Here is a 17,505-nt window from a genome sequence, read left to right on the forward strand (position 1 = left end):
GCCATCCCCGGGCGACGACTCCCCCATCCTAGTCCGAAACGTCCGAGTCGAGCCCCACGGTGAAGCTCCAGTCGGGATATGCCTCGGAGCATTCTGCACGGATCGCCTCGTAGGTCCCCATCCTGTCAGGGTCGTCGAAGTCGACGATCACGTCGAAGAGCGCCGTGTGCCTCTCTTCGTTTGCGTAGAACCCGTGCATCTGCGCCACGTGCTCGTGGGACCACACGATGCGCTCCACCCCCTCGCGCAGGTCCCTCAGGGCCTCCGACCCCGAATCGTTCGTCGCATAGATCCCGACCGTGGTCAGGATGACCCCGCATCGCTCGAACGCCCGTGACTGGATGGCGCGGGAGAGCGCGTCAATCTGGGGGGCGGCGAGGCGGTCATCCACCTCCACATGCACGCTTCCCTGAAGGCGCTGGGGCCCGTAGTCGCTCAGCAGGAGGTCATAGGCGCCACGCACCCCATCGACGGACTCTACTGCCTCCTTGACGCGACGCGAGACGCCGGCGTCGACGCGCTCGCCCAGCACCTTGGAGAGGGTCTCGCGAAGCATGGAGACGCCGCTCTTGAAGATGATGACCGAGATGAGCGCGCCAAGCCATCCCTCGAGGCGCGCTCCGGTGGCGAGATGGACGAGGGCGGCCGCAAGGGTCGTCGCGGAGATGGCCGCGTCCATGGATGCGTCGGTGCCGGAGGCGACGAGGGCGTCGGAAGAGACGCGTCTGCCCACCGACCTCGCGTGTCTTCCCATGAGGAGCTTGGCGACGACCGCCGCCGCGACGATGGCGAGGGACGTCGCAGAGTAGTCTGGCGTCGCGGGGTCCAGGATGGACGCGACAGACTCCTTGAGGGAGCTTGCGCCCGCCGCAAGCACTATTGCCGCGATCACGATGGCGGAGAGGTACTCCACGCGGCCGTAGCCAAAGGGATGCCGCCTGTCGGCCGGACGGGAGGCAAGTCGCGTCCCGATGATGGTGATGAGCGAGGACAGGGCGTCCGAGAGGTTGTTCACCGCGTCGAGCGCGATCGCGATGGAGCCCGTGAGGGCGCCCACGACCGCCTTGAAGGCCGCGAGCACGACGTTGCCGGCGATGGCCAGCTCGCTCGCGCGAACGATGATCCGGTCCCTCTCGCCCTCGTCCCTTTCCAGGAGCGTCCTCAGCTCCTGGCCCCCCTCCGAGTCGACCTGCTCCCCTGACATGTCGCGATACCTCCGCGCTATAGAATCGAATGGGCTCCGCATACCAACCACTGATACCCATCGCGAGGGCCCGGAGGTGCGTGAATGGAAAAGACCAAGGTTGTCTGTGCCATCGTCCAACGCGACGGGAAGGTCCTGGCGGCACGGCGCGGACATGGCATGGAGGGATGGGAGTTCCCCGGCGGCAAGGTGGAGGAGGGCGAGTCGCGCGAGGAGGCCCTCAGGCGCGAGGTGCGGGAGGAACTGGGGTGCGAGCTCTCCACCATCTGGTACCTCGACAGCGTCGACTACGAGTATCCCGGCTTCCACCTGGACATGGACTGCTTCGTGTGCAGCCTCGCCGAGGGGGAGGAGCCCGTCCTTCGCGAGCACCGCGAGCTCCGCTGGCTGGGCCGGGACGAGCTCACCGACGTCGACTGGCTTCCCGCGGACCACGGGCTGATCATGACGCTGGGCGTGATGTGGGACTCCATCTTCGAGTCCAGCCATCTCTAGGCTGCGGGCACCCCGAGGAAATGCGACGTGACGCCTTGCCTCGGGTATCATGGGAAGCCAGCCCACAGAGGAGGTATGCATGGAGGAGCAGGCTCAGGTCACCGAAAGCGGGCCGCAGGTCATAGAGACCGCCTCGGGCACCACCTCGCCTGACAACGCGAACTCGGGGGCCAAGCCCCTCGTCATAGCCGGCCTGGGCCTCCTGCTGGCCATCCTCGTCTTCTCCTACCTGGGTGGCTGCGCCGCCCAAGTCGTGGGTGACGCCCTCGACAGGGAATTCAGGGCCTTCGCCCAGATGAAGGGCTCGGGAGGGAATGCCTGGGAGACCGACGAAGACGACGAGGAGCTCGTCCGGGAGCTTGAGGAGCTCCTCCACGACGACCAGGACCTCGGGTCATCCCCCATCCAGCGAGGCTAGGCCAACGAGGGCGGCGACGTGCCGCCACAACCAAAATCCAGGGCGCAAGGCGAGAGGAGCGCGCATGAGCAAGGCCGACGACATCTTCATTGGCATGTGCAGGCAGATCATCGAGCACGGCAGCACCACCGAGGGCCAGAAGGTCCGGCCCCGCTGGGAGGACGGCAGTCCCGCCTACACCATCAAGAGCTTCGGCGTGTGCAACCGCTACGACCTGCGGGAGGAGTTTCCCGCCCTCACCCTGAGGAGGACCGCCCTCAAGAGCGCCATGGACGAGGTCCTCTGGATCTACCAGCGCAAGTCCAACAACATCAACGACCTCCACTCCCACATCTGGGACGAGTGGGCCGACGAGGACGGCAGCATAGGCAAGGCCTACGGCTATCAGGTCGCGCAGAGGAGCCATTACCCCGAAGGCGACTTCGACCAGATGGACCGCGTCCTCTATGACCTCAAGAACAACCCCTACTCCCGCCGCATCATGACCAACCTGTACACCTTCGGCGACCTCAGCGAGATGAACCTCTATCCCTGCGCCTTCAACGCCATCTACAACGTGACCCATGCGGAGGGCGACGAGAGGCCGACCCTCAACATGCTGCTCGTCCAGCGCAGCCAGGACGTGCTCGCCGCGAACAACTGGAACGTCTGCCAGTACGCGCTCCTGCTCATGATGGTCGCCCAGGCCAACGACATGGTGGCCGGCGAGCTCGTGCACATGATCGCCGACGCCCACATCTACGACCGCCACGTGGACATCGTGCGGGAGCTCATCTCGCGCCCGACCCACCCTGCGCCCAAGGTGAGCCTGAACCCCGAGGTGCACGACTTCTACGACTTCACCACCGACGACCTCGTCGTGGAGGACTACGAGCACGGTCCGCAAGTCAAGAACATCCCCATCGCGGTCTAGGGGAGCCATGATGAACGCGATAGTCTCCGTCACCCCCAGCTGGGGCATCGGCCTCGACGGGTCCCTCCTCGTGCGCAACCGCGCCGACATGCGCCGCTTCGTTGAGCTCACCATGGGCGGCACCGTCGTCATGGGGCGCAAGACCCTCCAGAGCTTCCCCGGTGGCCCCCTCAGGGGACGCCGCAACGTCGTGCTCACGCGCGGGGCAGGGGGCCTGCCCGAGGGCGTGGAGGTCGCGAGCGGCATCGAGGAGGCGCTGGGCCTCGTCGCGGACACGACTCCCGACGAGGTTTGGCTCATAGGCGGACAGAGCGTCTACCAGGAGCTCCTGCCCTGGTGCGAGCGCGCCTACGTGACGATGAACTACGTCGAGGCGGAGGCCGACGCCTGGTTTCCGCCTCTCGACGAGGGGCCGGGCTGGGTGCTCGAGTCCCGCGAGGAGGGCGGCGTCACCACGGCGGGCGTCCCCTTCGAGTACCTGACCTACCGCCAGCTCGAGCCACGGGGCCTGGCGGAGGACGAGTAGACAGCACTGGCCAACAGCGCGGGTTGCGAACGATGCGGGGCGCAGACCGTCTTCGGCCCGCGCCCCGTCTCTCGCTGCTCAGACGCCAGGGCTAGACGAGGGACTCCAGGGAAGAGAGGTCGATGTTGCCAAAGAGGACGTCCGCCACCTTCTGGGCGTCGTCCTTCGTAGGCTGCCAGCCATCCTCGCCCTTCACCAGGTCGAGCGTAACGTCACCCTCGACCTGGGCGTCACTTGCGTCCAGGTTCTCGTAGAAGCGGGAGAGGAGCTTCTTCGCCATGGCGACCTCCCCGCCGTCCTGGTAGGTCGAGACGAGCTCGGCCATCCCCTCGCCGGAGGAAAAGCCCGACCAGGTCGCCTCGAGCGCCGGGGCGAGGTCGCGCCCCTTGACGTGCACGGCGGCGGTCGCCGTGTCACCATCCACGCTCACGTCCCCCAGCTGGTAGTCGAAGCCTTTGAGTACGTGCGCGGCAAGGTCGTACACGTCGATCCCATAGCCTTCGAGCCTGCTCACGCCGTCCTGCCCCAGCTGCGACACGTAAGGCTCCAGCGACTCCCTGCTCGGGTTCTTGAGCGCGTCCAGGCTTTGCGTGAGGCCAGCCCGTATGAGCTGCTCCTCCGCCTGCTTGCATCCAGCGAGCGAGAGCCCCGCACCCACGGCAAGCACCAGGGCGAAGGCCAGGCAGGCAAGCCTGGCAAGTCCCCTTCGAGTGGTCTTTGCGCGCATCTCTCCCCTTCCTTCGGGCCTTGTCCTTGCTGGGGCGTCATGCGCAGGGGACCCGGAAGGCTCTCCGGGTCCCCTGCATCCCTAACTCACGTGGCGGGTCATGCCCCGTTGCCTACTCGTAGTCGCCCACGTTGACCATACCGGCGAGCTTCTCCTCGTTGACCTTGCGGTTACGCGAGAGCTCCGCGGCGGCGACGACGGGCAGCCAGTAGTGCACGACCTGCTTGGGCGTGTCGGTACGCCGCGAGTAGATGACCAGGTACTCCTCGGCGAGCTCGGGGTCCTCGAGGCTGAAGAGCAGGTAGGTCATGGCGGCGTCAAGCTCGGGCAGGCCGGCGGTGACGTGCGCCCAGTCGCAGACGTAGAGCTCGTTGCCGTCCTCGCTCACGATCACGTTGGAGGGGACGAAGTCGCCGTGGCACACCCTCATGCCGGGCTTCATCCCGTCGACGCGCATCTCGAGGTCGTAGCGCACGGAGGGGTCGATGCCCTTGCAGCTGGCTATCATGCGTGCCAGCTTGTCCTTCTGGCGGTTGAGCAGGGGTGCCTCGAAGGAGTGGACCTCCGCCTGGAGGTCCACCAGCTGCTCCAGGTAGCGCCCCCTCCCCTCGGGATCGCCCTGGGCGACCTCGAGCAGCGTCACGCCGTGGACGTAGCGGGTGGCAAGGGCCCAGGAGCCCTTGTGCTCGCCCTCCTCCACGCGGGAGACCTCGAGCACCTCGGGGACGCGGATGCCCACGCCCTGGACGCGCGCGAGGTTGAGGGCCTCGTTGAACACGTCGGCCGCGGGCTTCTCGCTGTTGAACACCTTAACGAGCCTGTCACCGTCGTGGTAGACGACCTTGTTGCCACGACGCACCAATTCGACCTTGCCGTCAGACAGCTTCATTGCGATCCTCCTCGTGGGTCACGAATCGTTGCTTCCTTCGACCTCCCGCAGCGCTAGTCCTCGTAGGAGCTAGGCTCGCGGCCGTAGTAGGCGTCGAGGTAGAGCTCCTTGATCTCGCTCATCAGGGGATAGCGGGGGTTCGCGCCGGTGCACTGGTCGTTGAAGGCCTGCTCCACCATGGCGTCGAGGTTGTCGAGGAAGTTCTTCTCGTCCACGCCGTACTCGGCGATGGTGCGATGGACGCCCACGTAGTCGAAGAGCTCCTGGATCTTGGCGACGAACTTCTCGAAGACCTCCTGGTCGTCCTTGCCGGTGACGCCACAGTAGCGGGCGGCCTCGGCGTAGCGGTGCAGGGTCTTGGGATGGTCATACTGCGGGAAGGTGCCCATGCGGGTGGGGCGCTCGGCCGCGTTGTAGCGCATGACACGCGTGAGGATCACCGCGTTGGCCCAGCCGTGCGGGATGTGGTGGAAGGCGCCCAGCTTGTGCGCCATGGAGTGGTTGATGCCGAGGAACGCGTTGGCGAAGGCGAGGCCACCCAGGCAGGAGGCGTTCGCCATGTGGTCGCGGGCCTCGACGTCGGTCGGGTTGTCGTAGGCGCGGGGCAGGTAGTCGAAGACGAGCTTCATGCCCTGGAGCGCCAGCGGGTCGGTGTAGTCGGACGCCATGACCGACACGTAGGCCTCGAGGCAGTGGGTCAGGACGTCGACGCCAGAGGACGAGGTGAGGCCACGCGGCTGGGTCATCATGTTGTCGGTGTCCACGATGGCCATGTTGGGCATGAGCTCGTAGTCGGTGATGGGCCACTTAACGCCGGTGGTCTTGTCGGTGATGATGGCGAAGGGCGTGACCTCGGAGCCGGTGCCCGACGAGGTGGGGATGGCCACGAAGTAGGCCTTCTTGCCCATCTTGGGGAAGGTGTAGACGCGCTTGCGGATGTCCATGAAGTCGGCGGACATGTCCTCGAACTTCTCGTCCGGGTTCTCGTACAGGGACCACATGATCTTGCCGCAGTCCATGGCGGAGCCGCCGCCCATGGCGATGATCACGTCGGGCTCGAAGGCCTTCATCTGCTGCAGGCCCTCGAGGGCGGACTGCAGCGAGGGGTCGGGCTCGACGTTCCAGAAGCTGGAGTGCACGATGCCCATCTGGTCGAGCTTGTCCTCGATGGGCTTGGTGAAGCCGTTCTTGTAGAGGAACTGGTCGGTGACGATGAAGCAGCGCTTCTTGCCCATGACCGTGCCCAGCTCGTCGAGGGCGACGGGCATGCAGCCCTTCTTGAAGTAGACCTTCTCGGGGGTACGGAGCCACAGCATGTTCTCACGCCTCTCTGCCACGTCCTTGACATTGAGCAGGTTGGCGACGCCGACGTTTCCGCAGACGGAGTTGCCTCCCCAGGTTCCGCAGCCGAGGGTGAGCGACGGGGTCATCATGAAGTTGTAGATGTCACCGATGCCGCCCTGGGCTGCGGGGGTGTTGACCAGGATGCGGCAGGTCTTCATGGCATTCTGGTGCTTCTCGAGCTTCTCGGTCTGGCGCGTGTCGCAGAAGAGGGAGCTCGTGTGGCCGTAGCCGCCGTCGGCGACCAGGCGCGAGGCCTTGGCGATGGCGTCGTCGAAGTCCTTGGCGCGGTACATGCCCAGGATGGTGGTGAGCTTCTCGTGCGCCCAGCGGTTGGAGGGCTCGACGGACTCGGTCTCGCCGATGAGGACCTTGGTGGACTTGGGAACGTCCACGCCGGCCTCGCAGGCGATGTGGTAGGCGGACTGGCCCACCATGGCCGCGTTGACCGCGCCGCCGTCCTTGATGACCAGGTTGACGACCTTGTCTGCCTCGTCGCCCTTCAGGATGTAGCAGCCGCGCTTCTCGAACTCGGCCTTCACCGCGTCGTAGACGCCGTCGAGGACGATCACGTTCTGCTCGGTGGCGCAGATCATGCCATAGTCGAAGGTCTTGGAATGGATAATCGAGTTGACCGAGAGCTCGACGTCGGCGGAGTCGTCGATGATGGCGGGGTTGTTGCCGGGGCCGACACCCAGGGCGGGCTTGCCCGAGCTGTAGGCGGCGTTGACCATGCCGGGGCCACCCGTTGCCAGGATGGTGTCGCAGGAGTGCATCAGCTCGTTGGTGAGGGCGAGCGAGGGCTCGTCGATCCACGAGATGATGCCCTTGGGCAGGCCTGCCGCCTCGGCGGCGTCGCGTACCACGCGCGCGGCCTCGATGGTGCACTGCTTGGCGCGGGGGTGCGGGCTGATGATGATGGCGTTGCGGGTCTTGAGGCAGACCAGCGTCTTGAAGATGGCCGTCGAGGTGGGGTTGGTGGTGGGGATGACGGCGGCGATGATGCCGATGGGCTCCGCGATCTTCTTGAAGCCGTAGGCCTTGTCCTCGAAGATTACGCCGCAGGTCTTGGTGTTGCGGTACTTGTTGTAGATGTACTCCGCCGCGTAGTGGTTCTTGATGACCTTGTCCTCGACGAGGCCCATGTGGGTCTCTTCCACCGCGAGCTTGGCCAGCGGGATGCGGGCCTTGTCGGCCGCCATGGCAGCCTCGTAGAAGATCCTGTCGACCTGCTCCTGGGTGAACGTTGCGAACTCGGCCTGGGCCACGCGCATCTGCGCGATACGCTCTGCCAGGGCATCGACGCTGTCGATGACTCTCTCGGCCTTTGCCATGCTTCCCCTTTCGCGTGAGGTAGGGCACCGCAATCGGTGATGCCGTCTACGTAGGGCTCTACGTACGGTCCTAATCATAGCGAAAAAGCCTTGCGGGGATATGTGCAAAGACAGGCCTAAGCGCTTCAGATTTGCACCTTTACCTGCGGTTGTCTATCAAACGATGTACAAGTGGGCCCTAATTGGCGCCCAGTGGCGCAATTGGGCCGCAAGGCAACGAGGCCACTGACGCCATGCGGCGACGGAGCGCGCGTCCCTCTCGCCTGGCGCGTTCTCTATGCGAGCAGCTGCGCCCCTGCAGGCGTTCTCTATGCCGTCGCGGCCCACCGTGCGTTCTCTATGCAAGCCGTCGCGCCCCTGCAGGCGTTCTCTATGCAAGTCTCTTACTTCTCGCTCACAAAACCCCAGTTGGGACCGAAGCGATTTCAGAGATGTGCATAGAGAACGTCGGGGGCAAGAAGAACGTACGGGAGGAAGAACGCATGGGGAGGCTTCGTGGACGAAAGGGCAAGATGCCAGAAGCGCCCCATACCCCGCCGCCGCCCACTGCCAGGCCCACAGCCCCATCTCGGCAGCGAGGCGAGCAAGAGGGCGGCGGGAACGCCCGGGGTTAGCAGCCTTGACGGCACAGCCGTGCCTCCAGCCGTGCCACGAGCCCCCGTGCGTCTCCCCCGCCGCAGGCGACGCGACACCAGGAGGCCTCCCCCGCCAGCCGGAAGTCCACGAGGGGCCCGAATCCGTCGAAGAGCAATGCCGCCGCAGCCTCGTGGTCTGGGTCATCGGGAAGCCCGGGATAGCGCAGCCCCGAGACGGCGGGATGGCAGCGCAGGTAGCAGGCGACGACCATCGCCTCGTCGTTCGCGGCACGTCGGCGCAGGTCGAAAGCAGGAAGCGCCGCCACGAGCGCCTCGAGCTCCCCCGCGCTCGCGCCGTCGAGCGCGTCCACAGCCTCGTCCAGTCCCGCGACGCGCCGCGAGTCGCGCGAGAGGCTCACCGCGGCCAGACCTGCGCCCTCTCCCAGGACGGGGTCGAGAAGCTCCACCGCCAGGTGCGCACCACGCCTGAGCGGCGCCGCGCCAAAGGAGCTCGCGAGCGTGTTGTCGGCCACGACCGCCCTGCCCTGCCCCCGCGCCTCGGGAGCGAGGACGCGCAGGTCCGGCACCCCCACGGGCATGCCTCCGAGGGTCGGCACCACGAGGGCGTCCCCGGGCAGGCACAGACGCGAGAGGAGCCCCTCCCGGGAGCCGGCGCGCACGACGCGCGTGCGCCGTGCCCCGACCCTCTGGGAGAAGCCCCTCTCGACCTCGCTCTGAGGACGGCCCCCCACGCCTAGCCGCGACGTTCGGCGATCTCTGCCGTCACGCTGGCAACGAACTCCTCGAGGCTCGTCTGGTGGGTCTCGTTGGAGCGGTCGCGGACGCTGATGTTGCCCGCCTCGGCTTCCTTCTCGCCCAGGATGAGCATGTAGGGCACGCGGTCGATGGAGCGCGCCTCACGAATCTTGTAGCCGATCTTCTCGTCGCGCTCGTCCACCTTGACGCGGATGCCGGCGGCGCGCAGCCTCTCGCCGACCTCCTTGGCGTAGTCGCGGGCCTTCTCGGACACGGGAAGGACCTTGACCTGGCAGGGGCTCAGCCAGGTGGGGAACTTTCCGGCGTACTGCTCGATGAGCATGCCGGTGAAGCGCTCGAAGGATCCGAAGCCGGCGCGGTGGATCATGATGGGGCGCTGCTTGCTGCCGTCGGGGGCAGTGTACTCGAGCTCGAAGTTCTGGGGGAGCTGGAAGTCGAGCTGGATGGTGCCGCACTGCCAGGTGCGGCCCAGGCAGTCCTGCAGGTGGAAGTCAATCTTGGGGCCATAGAAGGCGCCGTCGCCCTCGTTGAGCGTGTACTCGACGCCCATGGAGTCGAGCGCCTCCTTGAGGCCCACCTCTGCCTGCTCCCAGTCCTCGTCGGAGCCCATGGAGTCCTCCGGGCGGGTGGAGAGCTCGACGCGGTAGGGGAAGCCGAACTGAGCGTAGTAGGTGGTGATCAGGTGCGCCGTGTCCGTCACCTGCTCGGTGATCTGGTCGGGACGGATGAAGAGGTGGGCGTCGTCCTGGGTGAACTCGCGCACGCGGAAGAGGCCGTGCAGGGCGCCCTTGAGCTCGTGACGGTGGTCAAGCCCGGCCTCGGCGAGCTTGAGGGGCAGGTCGCGGTAGGAGCGCGGACGGCTCTTGTAGATCAGGCAGGCACCCGGGCAGTTCATGGGCTTCACCGCGTAGTCCTCATCGTCGATGAGGGTGGTGTACATGTTCTCTTTGTAGTGGTCCCAGTGGCCCGAGGTCTCCCAGAGCTTGCGCGAGAGGATGATGGGCGTCTGCACCTGCTCGTAGCCGTAGGCGTCCTGCATCTCCTGCCAGTACTGCATGAGCGCGTTCTTGACGCGCATGCCGTTGGGGAGCCAGAAGGGGAAGCCTGGACCGGCGTCGCTCATCATGAAGAGGTCCATCTCGCGGCCTATCTTGCGGTGGTCGCGCTTCTCGGCCTCCTCGAGCATGTGCTCCCAGGCCGCCAGCTCGTCCTTGCTGCGGAAGGCGGTTCCGCTCACGCGGGTGAGCATCTTGTTGGAGCTGTCGCCCTTCCAGTAGGCGCCCGAGACGCCAGTGAGCTTGAAGGCCTTGAGGGCCTTGGTGTAGGTGAGGTGGGGACCCACGCACATGTCGACGTACTCGCCCTGCCTGTAGAAGGTGATGCGCGCGTCCTCGGGGAGGTCGCCGATATGCTCGACCTTGTACTTCTCCCCCCTCTCCCTCATGTGCTCGATGGCCTCGGCACGGGGGAGCTCGTAGGTCTCGAACTTGAGATTCTCCTTGGCAACCTTGCGCATCTCGGCCTCGATGGCGGGAAGGTCCTCGTCGGTGATCTTCTGGCCCCCGGGCAGGTCGATGTCGTAGTAGAAGCCGTTCTCGGTGGCGGGACCGTAGGCGAAGTCGGCCTCAGGGTACAGGCGCTTGATGGCCTGCGCCATGATGTGCGCGGCGGAGTGGCGGATGACGTGGAGCTCCTCGTCCTCGGGGACCTCGTCCACGCGGCCGTCGTTGAAGAGTGCCTTCATAGTTGTAAAACCTTTCCTTGCAGCTGGTCGCTTGCCATGCTCGTCGGTACAAGAAAAAACGCCCGACCTCCCTCTGGGGCCGAGCGGTTGAGGCGCCTGCCACAGGCAGCTCGCTGCCGTGAAGGGACAGACGCCTAGATAGTCGGAGTTCGGGTGGAGCTGGCAGACGCTGGCCTGTCGCAAGAGAGCATGCTGGGAAACCTCCGTTTGGCTACAGGGCAAAGGTTTACCACATCCTGGGCCTCCGGTCAGCCCAGACAGCGCACTTGGAACCCATCGCCCCAAGGAGGCCACATGGACGACACGGGCGAGAGGAGCCATCCGCGACCGCGCACGCACGCCCCTCTCGCCCGCCCCGCGCGGTGGCTATGCCCCCAGCTGGGCCAGAACGTCCTCGCAGACCTGCTCGGGGGTGAGCCGTGCCTCGCGCAGGAGCTCGTCCGCGTCGTAGCGGTCGTAGAAGGCCTTCGCGAAGCCGCGGACCAGGACCCTCGTGGAGGGGTCGGCCGCGAGCCGACCCGCCACGCGCTGGCCGAAGCCGCCGTCCACCGAGCCGTCCTCGAGGGTCACGACGAGCTCGTGCGTGCGGGCGATCTTGTCCAGGGCGCCCTCGTCGAGACCGGAGGCGAAGAGGGGGTTGACCAGCGTGGCCTCCACCCCGTGCTCGGCGAGGAGGTCCGCCGCCCGCTCTCCCAGGCCGAAGAAGTCCCCCAACGCGAGGATCGCGACCCTCTTGCCCTCGCGCGCGTGCTCCCAGCGGGTCTGGGAGTAGTCGTCGCGCTGGACGGCGCCCTCGGGCGCGTGCCGCACGGGACCGGCGGGAAGGGCGATGTAGACCGGGCCCTCCTCCTGGTCGAGCGACCACCCGAGCATGGAGAGGTACTCCTCCACGTTGGTGGGGGCGAGGTAGGTGATGCCGGGGATGTTGGCCACCATGGGGATGGAGTAGAAGGCGGCGTGGGTCACGTCGCTCATGCCCCAGACCGAGGCGTTGGCACCCACGATGGTCGCAGGGTTGTGGTTGATGGAGAGGTCCTGCGAGAGCTGGTCGTAGACGCGCTGCAGGAAGGTCACCTGCGTGCCGAAGACGACGTGCGCCCCTGCCTTCGCCGCTCCGGAGGCCAGGGCGACGGCAGTCTCCTCGGCGATGCCGACGTCCAGGTAGTGCTCGCCGAGGTCCGCGCGCTGGGAGGGCCCGAGGCCCAGGGTGCCGGGCACTGCGGCGGCGAGCACGAGGAGGTCGCGGTCCGACTTGGCGCGCTCGAGCAGGTAGTGCGCCGTGATGGAGCCGTAGCCCTCGCCGGAGCCCTGGCGGAGGGGACGCCCCGTGGCGAGGTCGAAGGGGGCGTTGTAGTGCCAGGGCTCGGGGTCCTGCTCGGCGGGGGCGTAGCCCTTGCCCTTCAGGGTGTTGACGTGGACCACCACGGGATGGTCGATGTCGCGGACCTCCTCGAAGGCGGCGACGAGGGCCGCGCAGTCGTTGCCGTCCGCCACGTAGCGGTAGTCGAGGCCCATGGCCCGGAAGAGGTTGTCCTCCGCCTTGCCCCCCGTCTCGCGCAGGCGGGCGAGGCCCGCGTACATGCCGCCGTGGTTCTCGGCGATGGACATCTGGTTGTCGTTGAAGACGATGACGAAGTTGCTGCCCAGCTCGCCGGCGACGTCCAGGCCCTCGAGGGCCTCTCCCCCGCTGAGGGACCCGTCGCCTATGACCGCGACGACGTTCTCGTGCCTCCCGGCGAGGTCGCGGGCCTTGGCCAGCCCCAGTGCCAGGCTGATGGAGGTCGAGGTGTGGCCGACCTCGAAGAGGTCGTGGTCCGACTCGGCGGGGTTGCTGTAGCCGCTGACCTCGTCGTAGCGCGCGGGGTCGAGGTAGGCGTCGACGCGCCCTGTGAGCATCTTGTGCGGGTAGGTCTGGTGCGAGACGTCGAAGACGAAGTGGTCGCGAGGCGAGTCGAACACGTAGTGCAGGGCGATCGTCGCCTCGACGAAGCCGAAGTTGGGGCCGAAGTGCCCACCGTGCGCCGCGGCGCGCCTCAGCAGCGCGTCCCGGATCTCCTGTGCGAGGACCGGCAGCTGGTCGCCCGCGAGGGCCTTCACGTCCTGGGGCGAATGGATGTTCTCTAGGTACATGCGCTTCCTTTCTGCGCTGCATCGGAACGGCGGCTTTTCTCGGGACCTTATTCCCCGGGGTGGGGCGCGCGAGAACGACGTCACGTACCTTCCCGCCCATCGAAACGCATGCGTAACGAAGCGGGCCGCACGACGTCAGAGGTCCGTCGCGCACAAGTCAGGCGCCCCCGTCGCGGTGACGGAGGCGCCTGGCGTCGGAACTACGTTGGCCTTAGGGCTACTGGATGCGGGTACGGCAGTAGGGGCAGACCTTCCAGTCCGCATTGAGCGGGCGGTGGCAGGTGGGGCAGACGTTGCGCACCTGCGTGTTGCAGATGGGGCAGACCACGAAGTCGCGGTCGATGGGAGCTCCGCACTTGGGGCAGATGCCGTAGTGCGAGAGCTGGTGCTCGCGCAGGGCGATGTCCAGGTCCTGCTCCTCGCGGTCGACCAGGTAGCTGCTGGGGCGCAGGATCACGTAGGCGAGAAGGCCCACGATGGGGATCACCGAGATGATCGCCCAGAGCCACCAGGGCTCGGCACCGCGCCGCTGGGCGTCGCGGATGACGTAGACGATGGAGAGGATATAGAGCATGACGACGCAGGCGACCATGAGGTAGAGCACCATGCGCACCTCAGGGGTGATGAGCTGGTCAAGTAGGTCTGACATTAAGGCTGTGCTCCTTTGCTGTCATAGGACGGCGCCACGCGGACGGACATGCTCGCGCCATGACCCATTTGGGTAGCTCGGGCAATTGTAGCAGATGGCTAGCGCAGGGCGGCCGCGACCTCTCCCGCAAGCGTGATGGAACCACAGGCGACGAAGGCCTCTCCCACCAGGGCGGCCAGCGCCTCTCCGCAGCTCGCATACTCCCCCACCGGCTCTGCGGCATGGGCGCGGAAGCGCTCGGCAAGCTCGTGCGCCGCCAGGGCGCGCGGCGAGGACGTCTGCGTGACGACCACGCGGGGGAACTCAGGCGCCAGGAGGCCGACGATCCCGTCCACGTCCTTGTCTGCCAGGACGGCGCAGAGGAGGGTGGGCCTCGATGCGGCCTCGGAGGCGACCTCCCTCACGGCCGAGAGGAACACTCCGACGGACTGCGGGTTGTGGCAGGCGTCGATGAGTCCCACGGGGTCGGCGCGCACCACGTCAAAGCGGCCGGGCGTGGGGCAGCAGACCACGGACTCGAAGAGCGCCTCGGGATTGAGCCCGCGTCCCAGAAAGTCCTCGCAGAGCACCACGGCACAGGCCACGTTGGCGGCCTGGTAGACGGGCTTCAGGGCCGAGAGCTCGCGGTAGCGCGAGCGCGGGGTCGTGACGTCGAACACCAGGGATCCGCCTATGCGCCCCGGTCGCCGCAGGACCTCGTAGCTGGCATGGGGAAGGTCCCCGTGGGTGCGCGGCAGTCCGGGATGGAGCTCCCCCACCGCGTCCTCGAGCCTCCGCGGCCTGAGGAGCGTCGGCACCACGCCCTCGTCGGCGCAGCGCCGGAGAAAGACGTCCTCGACGCTCGTGGGGGTGGCGGTGCCCACGCCCAGCACGCAGCTCCTGCCGGAGCGGATGATGGCGGCCTTCTCGCCCGCAATCTTCTCGAGGGTGTCACCCAGGATGCGGGTGTGGTCGAGGCCCACCCCCGTCACGGCGACGGACTCGATGGAGCCCACAGCCGTGGTGGCGTCCCAGCGGCCGCCCATACCGCACTCGAGCACCACGACCTCCGCCCCCAGAAGCGCGAAGGCGACGCAGGCGCCCACGGTGAGCAGGTCGAACTCGGTGATGTCATAGGGACGCTCGCCCGAGGCCTCCCGGGCGGCGTTGACGCGTCGTCCGGCCTCCGCCGCGGCGGCGATCGCCTGGGCGAAGTCGCGCTCGGATATGGGGGCTCCGCCCACCTCCAAGCGCTCGGTGTAGCTCACGAGCTCGGGCGAGGTGTAGAGGCCCACCCTGAGGCCCTCCCCGCGCAGGATCGCCGCCGCGTAGCGGGAGGTGGACGTCTTGCCGTTCGTGCCCGCGACCTGCAGGCTGCGGAAGCTCAGGTCGGGGTTGCCGAGCTCCGCGAGCATGTCCTCCACGCTCTCGAGCATGGGGCTGATGCCCAGCCTGAGCGTCGAGCGAAGGACGCCGAGCGCGTCGTCGTAGCTCAGCTCGGGAACGGGAAACGGGAGTCGGTACATGTCTTGCCTTCCTTCGTGTTCGCGACATGGACGCATGCGGCGACGTTTGGCGGATGGAGACCGGGAGGCCCGGGGTGAGAGGGCCCGCATGCCCCACCACGGGCGGAGGCTCGCCCCCTAGAGCCCGAGGAGCCTCAGTGCCTCCTCGCGCGTGCGCGCGTCGTTCTTGAGCGCGCCGCGCACCGCGGAGGTGACCGTCTGCGAGCCGGCGCTCCTGATGCCGCGCATGGTCATGCAGCTGTGCTCCGCCTGCAGGACGACGAGGACGCCCAGGGGGTCGAGCGCGTCGACCATGGCGTCGGCGATCTGTGCGGTGAGGCGCTCCTGGACCTGGAGCCTGCGGGCATAGCCGCTCACGCAGCGGCCTATCTTCGAGAGTCCCGTGATGCGACCGTCGCGGGGGATGTAGGCGACATGCGCCTTGCCCACGAAGGGGAGGACGTGGTGCTCGCACAGGGAGGCGAAGGGGATGTCCCTCACTATGACGAGCTCCTGGTTGTGGCCCTCCTGGAACTGTCTGAGCAGGTGGGAGGACGGGTCCTCGGCGTATCCCCCCAGGAGCTCCTCGCAGGCGCGCGCCACGCGGTCGGGGGTGCCCCTGAGCCCCTCGCGGTCGGGGTCCTCCCCTATGGCGAGAAGGAACTCCCTCATCGCCGCCTCCACGCGCGGCCTGTCTATCCCATGCGCCACCTGGGCCTCGTCCCGTTCCATGCACCTGCCTTCCCTCCGGCCGCGCGCGGGCGCGGCGCCATGCACCGTCAACGTCTGAATCAGTGCCGCAGCTCGGCCGCACTCACCACGTGCTCCATGAGCACGGCCGTCGTTATGGAGCCGATCCCGCCCGGGACCGGCGTGATGGCAGAGACGAGGGGCGCCACCGCGTCGAAGTCGACGTCGCCCACAAGCCTGCCCGCCTCGCCGTCCCAGTTTATGCCCACGTCCACCACCACCTGGCCGGGAGTGACGAAGTCCGCGCCGACCATGCGGGGCCTGCCCGTGGCGACGACGAGGACCTCGGCCCCGCGGCATGCGGCGGCGAGGTCACGGGTCCTGCTGTGGCAGAGCGTCACGGTAGCGTCACGCGCCTGCAGCAGCAGCGCCAGCGGACGTCCCACGACCAGCGAGCGCCCCACGACGGTCACGCGCCTGCCCGAGAGCCCGATGCCGTAGTGGTCGAGGAGGCGCAGGGCCGCCTCCGCCGTGCAGGGCGCGAAGCCACGTCCCCTGCCCGAGAAGACCTTGGCAAGCGAGAGAGGCGTGACGCCGTCCACGTCTTTCCCAGGAGCGAGCAGGGTGCAGGCAGCCTCCCCGTCGAGCCCCGCGGGAAGCGGACGGAACATGAGGCAGCCGGAGACCTCGTCGTCCTCGTTGACGGAGCGAATGGCCGCCTCCAGCTCCCCCTGGCCGCAGCCCTCGGGCGGCAGGACCCTCCTCAGGCCGATGCCGAGCGCGTCCGCCCTCTTCTGGAGGCCGCGCTCGTAGCTGAGGTCGTCGGGCCTCTCCCCCACGCGAAGGACCGCCAGCACGGGTGGCCTCCCGGCTTCGGCGAGGGCATCCACGCGCCGGCGCAGCCCCTCGGCGATGGCTGCGGCGACGGGGGCACCCCTCAGTTCCCTGGACATGCTAGCCCCTCTCCCTCAAGGCGCGCGTGACCGCGCGCAGCAGCGCCTCGGCCCTTGGCTCCCACTGCGCCAGGAGCGCATCGCAGCGGGCGTCGAGCCCATCCGCCACGTCGCGCCGCACGAGCGAGCGCGTGTTCACGTAGACGTTCAGGCTCGCCGCCGAGAGCGACGCCCCGCAGAGCGCCGCGGCGCAGCCCACGTCCGAGACGAGCAGCCGCGAGCCCTTCTCGCCCAGGAGCTCCAGCTGCGGGATCGCCCGGGCGACGAGTCCCATGAGCTCGAGGGGGACCTCGCAGGCGCCTCGGCCTGCCGCCTCGAGGGCGGCGGGCCTTCGGGGGTCGCCCGCGGGTAGGGCGTAGGCTCGGGTCAGAGGCTCGAGCGAGCGGGCGTCCTCGTCCACGAGCTCGACGAGCCTCAGACGGATCCGCCCGAGCTCGTCCAGGGCCTCCCTGACCTCCCCCTCCACATCGGCGTAGCGAGACTTGCCCAGGGTGAACTCTGCTGCCATGGAGCCCAGGGCGGCACCCAGGGAGGCGACGTAGGCGACGGCCGCGCCGCCTGCGGGACTCGACACCCTGGACGCGAGGTCGTGCGAGAAGTCCTCGCAGCTCCTCTGCGCTAGGCGGTCTTCCATGTTTGCTCCAAACGACGCCTGG

At 67.6% G+C, this 17,505-nt stretch carries 16 protein-coding genes; 4 read left to right on the forward strand and 12 right to left on the reverse strand.

The features are described 5' to 3' along the window. Positions 1-28 precede the first annotated feature (28 nt). Positions 29-1,204: a cation diffusion facilitator family transporter gene (locus tag HMPREF1868_RS06080; protein WP_082719566.1), complete on the reverse strand. Its 1,176-nt coding sequence runs from the start codon at positions 1,202-1,204 to the stop codon at positions 29-31. Positions 1,205-1,288: 84 nt separating this feature from the next. On the opposite strand from HMPREF1868_RS06080, the gene HMPREF1868_RS06085 reads away from it, so the two are divergent. From HMPREF1868_RS06085 to HMPREF1868_RS06100, 4 genes are all read left to right on the forward strand, one after another. After that, positions 1,289-1,699 carry a (deoxy)nucleoside triphosphate pyrophosphohydrolase gene (locus HMPREF1868_RS06085; RefSeq protein WP_062531290.1) on the forward strand — a complete coding sequence of 137 codons (411 nt, stop codon included), beginning with the start codon at positions 1,289-1,291 and terminating at the stop codon, positions 1,697-1,699. 79 nt (positions 1,700-1,778) lie between these two features. Continuing rightward, positions 1,779-2,117: a hypothetical protein gene (locus tag HMPREF1868_RS06090; RefSeq protein WP_062531292.1), complete on the forward strand. Its 339-nt coding sequence runs from the start codon at positions 1,779-1,781 to the stop codon at positions 2,115-2,117. A gap of 64 nt (positions 2,118-2,181) precedes the next feature. Further along, a complete protein-coding gene (gene thyA / locus HMPREF1868_RS06095) occupies positions 2,182-3,030 on the forward strand; it encodes a thymidylate synthase (protein ID WP_062531294.1) in 849 nt (282 codons plus the stop codon). A gap of 10 nt (positions 3,031-3,040) precedes the next feature. Then, positions 3,041-3,556 carry a dihydrofolate reductase gene (locus tag HMPREF1868_RS06100; protein ID WP_062531296.1) on the forward strand — a complete coding sequence of 172 codons (516 nt, stop codon included), beginning with the start codon at positions 3,041-3,043 and terminating at the stop codon, positions 3,554-3,556. Between the two features lie 91 nt (positions 3,557-3,647). Here HMPREF1868_RS06100 and HMPREF1868_RS06105 read toward each other — a convergent pair whose 3' ends face one another. From HMPREF1868_RS06105 to HMPREF1868_RS06155, 11 genes are all read right to left on the reverse strand, one after another. Continuing rightward, positions 3,648-4,283: a hypothetical protein gene (locus HMPREF1868_RS06105; RefSeq protein WP_062531298.1), complete on the reverse strand. Its 636-nt coding sequence runs from the start codon at positions 4,281-4,283 to the stop codon at positions 3,648-3,650. Positions 4,284-4,395: 112 nt separating this feature from the next. Then, on the reverse strand, positions 4,396-5,172 hold the full coding sequence (locus HMPREF1868_RS06110; RefSeq protein WP_009279096.1) for a phosphotransferase family protein: 777 nt from the start codon (positions 5,170-5,172) through the stop codon (positions 4,396-4,398). Positions 5,173-5,225: 53 nt separating this feature from the next. Beyond that, complete coding sequence (adhE, locus tag HMPREF1868_RS06115; protein WP_062531300.1) at positions 5,226-7,847, reverse strand: bifunctional acetaldehyde-CoA/alcohol dehydrogenase; 2,622 nt, start codon at positions 7,845-7,847, stop codon at positions 5,226-5,228. Between the two features lie 610 nt (positions 7,848-8,457). Next, positions 8,458-9,174, reverse strand: a complete 717-nt coding sequence (locus HMPREF1868_RS06120) for a PLP-dependent transferase (protein WP_009279094.1) — start codon at positions 9,172-9,174, stop codon at positions 8,458-8,460. A 2-nt stretch (positions 9,175-9,176) separates the two neighbouring features. Next, entirely contained in the window at positions 9,177-10,943 is a 1,767-nt protein-coding gene (gene thrS / locus HMPREF1868_RS06125) for a threonine--tRNA ligase (protein ID WP_062531302.1), read from the reverse strand. Between the two features lie 366 nt (positions 10,944-11,309). Continuing rightward, positions 11,310-13,073 (reverse strand): 1-deoxy-D-xylulose-5-phosphate synthase, encoded by a 1,764-nt coding sequence (locus HMPREF1868_RS06130; RefSeq protein ID WP_062531304.1) that lies wholly within the window; start codon positions 13,071-13,073, stop codon positions 11,310-11,312. 217 nt (positions 13,074-13,290) lie between these two features. After that, positions 13,291-13,722, reverse strand: a complete 432-nt coding sequence (locus HMPREF1868_RS06135; protein WP_009279091.1) for a double zinc ribbon domain-containing protein — start codon at positions 13,720-13,722, stop codon at positions 13,291-13,293. 98 nt (positions 13,723-13,820) lie between these two features. Continuing rightward, positions 13,821-15,227: a bifunctional folylpolyglutamate synthase/dihydrofolate synthase gene (locus HMPREF1868_RS06140; RefSeq protein WP_062531306.1), complete on the reverse strand. Its 1,407-nt coding sequence runs from the start codon at positions 15,225-15,227 to the stop codon at positions 13,821-13,823. 117 nt (positions 15,228-15,344) lie between these two features. Beyond that, the gene (folE, locus tag HMPREF1868_RS06145) at positions 15,345-15,938 is read right to left on the reverse strand and encodes a GTP cyclohydrolase I FolE (protein WP_009279089.1); all 594 of its coding nucleotides are present in this window, start codon (positions 15,936-15,938) and stop codon (positions 15,345-15,347) included. A 59-nt stretch (positions 15,939-15,997) separates the two neighbouring features. Beyond that, positions 15,998-16,849: a bifunctional 5,10-methylenetetrahydrofolate dehydrogenase/5,10-methenyltetrahydrofolate cyclohydrolase gene (locus tag HMPREF1868_RS06150; protein ID WP_009279088.1), complete on the reverse strand. Its 852-nt coding sequence runs from the start codon at positions 16,847-16,849 to the stop codon at positions 15,998-16,000. Position 16,850: 1 nt separating this feature from the next. Beyond that, a complete protein-coding gene (locus HMPREF1868_RS06155; RefSeq protein ID WP_009279087.1) occupies positions 16,851-17,483 on the reverse strand; it encodes a cyclodeaminase/cyclohydrolase family protein in 633 nt (210 codons plus the stop codon). Between the last annotated feature and the right edge of the window lie 22 nt (positions 17,484-17,505).

The organism is Olsenella sp. DNF00959 (genome assembly GCF_001553055.1).
GTDB lineage: Bacteria > Actinomycetota > Coriobacteriia > Coriobacteriales > Atopobiaceae > Olsenella_I > Olsenella_I phocaeensis.